This window comes from Actinosynnema sp. (genome assembly GCF_052038725.1).
On the sequence record NZ_JBQGCX010000907.1, the window covers coordinates 1 to 2,518 of the forward strand.

Below are 2,518 nucleotides of genomic sequence, written 5' to 3' on the forward strand. Positions count from 1 at the left end.
GGCCCGGCGGGTCCTGGAGAGCGGCGCGTCCGTGGTCGGCGTGGGCACCGCGCTGGCCGTGGACCCCGACCTGCCGCGCGCGTGGACGCGCGGCGACGAGGCCGAGACCGCGCCCGTCCGGGTGAACTGGCCCGACAAGAAGCTCTCTTCCGCCGCCGTGCAGGCCCTGGTCCACGCCAGGATGGCGGACCTGGCCGCGGACCGCGAGCGCTCCACCGGCCCGCTCAGGGCGCTGCTGACCGAACGACTGCGCCGCCGCCCCGCGCTGCGCCGCTACCGGAAGTGGGGGAAGGCTTGACCTACCGGGGGACGACCGCGCTGGTGACCGGCGCGACGAAGGGCCTCGGCCGGGCGCTGGCCGAGGAGCTGGCCGCGCGCGGCGCGAACCTCGTGCTGCTGGCCCGCTCGCGCGCCGCGCTGGACGAACTGGCCGACGAGCTGCGCGCCCGCACCGGCGTGACCGCGCGGGTGATCGCGGCCGACCTGACCGACCGCGCGTCCAGGCGCGCAGCCCTGGCCGAACTGGGCGAGCAGCCGATCGACCTGCTGCTCAACAACGCGGGAGCGGGCTCGGTCGGCCCGTTCCTGGACACCCCGCTGGCCGAGCACGTCGACTCGATCGCGCTGAACGTGGAGGCGCTGACCGAGCTGACCCACCACGTGGCGCGGTCGATGCGCCGGGCGGGGCGGGGCACGATCGTGAACGTCGGCTCCACGGCCGGCTACCTGCCGGTGCCGTACCAGGCGAGCTACGGCGCGACGAAGGCGTACGTGCGCTCGTTCACCGAGGCGCTGCGCGCGGAGCTGCGGGGAACCGGCGTGCGAGTCGTGGCGGTCAACCCCGGAGCCATCCGAACCGCCTTCTTCGACGGCAAGGACGTCACCATCGACCCGCGCGCGTACGACACCCCGGAACGGGTCGCCCGCGACGTCCTCGACCACGTCCGCTCGGGCCGGGCGGTGTCGATCCCCGGCATGAAGGCCAACGCGGCGATGATCGCGGTGGCGTCGCTGCTGCCGATGCGGGTGAGGGCGCGGGTGATGGCGGTGCTGAACCGGGCGCTGGGGTTCGACCGGCTCGGGACGGCGGGGTAGCGGCTGGGGCGCGGGCGGGAAACCCGCTCGCGCCCACCCGCCCCCACCGGGCACGATCACCGCCATGGCCTGGCTCCCCGACGACTTCGCCCACCCGCTCCGCGCCGAGATCGGCGCCGGGCACCACCTGCGGCCCATCCGCGAGTCCGACACCGAACTCGACTACCCGGCCGTGATGGGCTCCCGCGACCGCCTCTGGTCCCTCTACGGCGAGGCCTGGGGGTGGCCCCCGGCGACGATGACCGTGGAGCAGGACCGCGAGGACCTCGCGCGGCACGAGCGGGAGATCGAGGCGCACGAGTCGTTCAACTACGCGCTGTTCGACGCGGACGAGACCGAACTCCTCGGGTGCGTCTACCTCGACCCCGCCGAGGCCCCCGCCGCCGCCCGGATCTCCGGGTGGGTGGTCGCCCGGCTCGTCGGCCCCGAGGTCGAGCGCGCGCTCCACTCCTTCGTGCCCCGCTGGGTCGCGGAGGTCTGGCCGTTCACCGGTCCGGAGTACCGGATCTGAGGCCGCCCGCCGGAGCCCGCTGCTCGGTCCCGGCCGCGGGATGCGAGGATCAGGCACCGTGAAGACCTTCGACGAGCTGTTCGCCGAGCTGAGCGAACGCGCCCGAACCCGCCCCGAGGGGTCCGCGACCACGCAGGCGCTGGCCGACGGCGTGCACGCCCAGGGCAAGAAGGTGCTGGAGGAGGCGGGCGAGGTGTGGATCGCCGCCGAGCACGAGTCCGACGACCGCCTCGCCGAAGAGGTCTCCCAGCTCCTCTACCGCGTCCAGGTGCTCATGCTGGGGCGCGGCCTGAGCCTCGAAGACGTCTACCGGCACCTGTGACAGCCCGGTCCGCCGCGGTCGTGCGCTGACCGTGGGCGGAGTGCTCGGCGGGTTCCTGCCCATCTGGGTGCTGACCGGCATCGGCTTCGCCTCGGCGCGCGGCGGCGTGCTGGGGCGCGGCGCCGAGCAGGCCCTCGGCCGGTTCGCGTTCCACCTGGCCATGCCCGCGGTGCTGTTCACCACCCTGATCGACACCGACCCCTCCCGGCTCGCCAACGCCGGGGTGCTCGCCTTCGTCGCCTCCACCGCCGTGGTGTGCGCCGCTGGCTACCTGCTGCACTGGAAGCTGTTCCGCACCCCGCACGACCAGCGCGTGCTCGGCGGCATGGCGTCCGGGTACGTCAACGCGGGCAACCTCGGCATCCCCATCGCCATCGGCGTGCTGGGCGACTCGTCGTTCATCGCCGCCGTGCTGCTGTTCCAGCCGCTGGTGATGATGCCGGTCGTGCTCGGCGCGCTGGAGGCGGGCGCGGGCGGGCGGGTCCTGCGCACCCTGGCGCTGCTGCCGGTGCGCAACCCGGTGATCGGCGCGTCCGTGCTGGCCGTCGCGGTGGCCGCCCCCGGCTGGGACCCGCCGCCGGTGCTGCTCT

Annotated in this window: 4 protein-coding genes and 1 pseudogene; all 5 read left to right on the forward strand. The window is 74.7% G+C overall.

Annotated elements, in window-relative coordinates:
• Positions 1-298 (forward strand): annotated as a pseudogene (locus ACTUAL_RS18760) (2,4-dienoyl-CoA reductase); the annotation flags it as partial.
• Positions 283-1,095, forward strand: coding sequence for an SDR family NAD(P)-dependent oxidoreductase (locus tag ACTUAL_RS18765; protein WP_440901178.1), 813 nt, complete (start codon positions 283-285; stop codon positions 1,093-1,095). The pseudogene ACTUAL_RS18760 and the gene ACTUAL_RS18765, both read left to right, overlap by 16 nt.
• Positions 1,096-1,159: 64 nt before the next feature.
• On the forward strand, positions 1,160-1,606 hold the full coding sequence (locus tag ACTUAL_RS18770) for an N-acetyltransferase (protein WP_440901179.1): 447 nt from the start codon (positions 1,160-1,162) through the stop codon (positions 1,604-1,606).
• A gap of 58 nt (positions 1,607-1,664) precedes the next feature.
• A complete protein-coding gene (locus tag ACTUAL_RS18775; RefSeq protein ID WP_041836702.1) occupies positions 1,665-1,928 on the forward strand; it encodes a phosphoribosyl-ATP diphosphatase in 264 nt (87 codons plus the stop codon).
• A 40-nt stretch (positions 1,929-1,968) separates the two neighbouring features.
• A partial coding sequence (locus tag ACTUAL_RS18780) for an AEC family transporter (protein WP_440901180.1) occupies positions 1,969-2,518 on the forward strand: 550 nt, incomplete at its 3' end.